The following is a 690-nucleotide window of genomic DNA, read 5'->3' as shown; positions in this document are numbered from 1 at the left end:
TGATGAACAGCCGGGAGTATTACGGTTATCTTTGGACACCAAGACAACCGTCAAGGTGGGACCCTTTTCCCGGGGAGGAAAAAGCCGTTGTCCCCAACCGGCCTGCGACCATGATTTCGACTCAAAATGCACCTTAACGCCGTTTGGCATACTGCTGCCCAAACAAGCGAAAAGTTACTTGTGGTTCGCGCAGGGCAAAGTCACAGCAGACTTCATGGTGGATCGACTGGAGGAACTGTGGAAAACCTTCGCGCCAGAAGACCGCCCCCATACCTTGGTCATCAATGCTGACAACGGTCCGGAGAACAGCAGTCGCCGAACTCAATGGATGAAGCGGTTGACGGAATTCAGCGATACACATCAAATCAGGATACGACTGGCGTACTACCCGCCGTATCACAGCAAATACAACCCGGTCGAAAGACTATGGGGTGTTCTGGAAAATCATTGGCGAGGCGAATTACTGGATTCTGTTGAGAAAACCTTGGGTTTGGCTCGGAGTATGGCGTACAAAGGGATTCATCCGGTGGTAAGGAAAGTGAAGAAATCCTATAAAGCGGGAGTATCCCTGAGTAAGCATGCCATGCGTGAATTGGAAAAACGATTTGACAGAAAACCTGATCTGGAATCATGGTTTGTCACAATCAATCCGATTACAAAATTGGGGTAATCTATTTTTTCCGAGGCCCT

At 49.1% G+C, this 690-nt stretch carries 1 protein-coding gene; it reads left to right on the top strand.

The features are described from left to right. The coding region (locus tag ACOCD2_RS24175) for an ISAzo13-like element transposase-related protein (protein ID WP_419626299.1) at positions 1-670 on the top strand (670 nt) is incomplete at its 5' end. Positions 671-690 lie beyond the last annotated feature (20 nt).

It is taken from the genome of Thiolapillus sp. (assembly GCF_048562965.1).
In the GTDB taxonomy this organism is placed as follows: Bacteria; Pseudomonadota; Gammaproteobacteria; order Chromatiales; family Chromatiaceae; genus Thiolapillus; species Thiolapillus brandeum_A.
The sequence above is the reverse complement of the archived record's forward strand: the minus strand, read 5'-3'. Positions and strand labels throughout refer to the sequence as shown.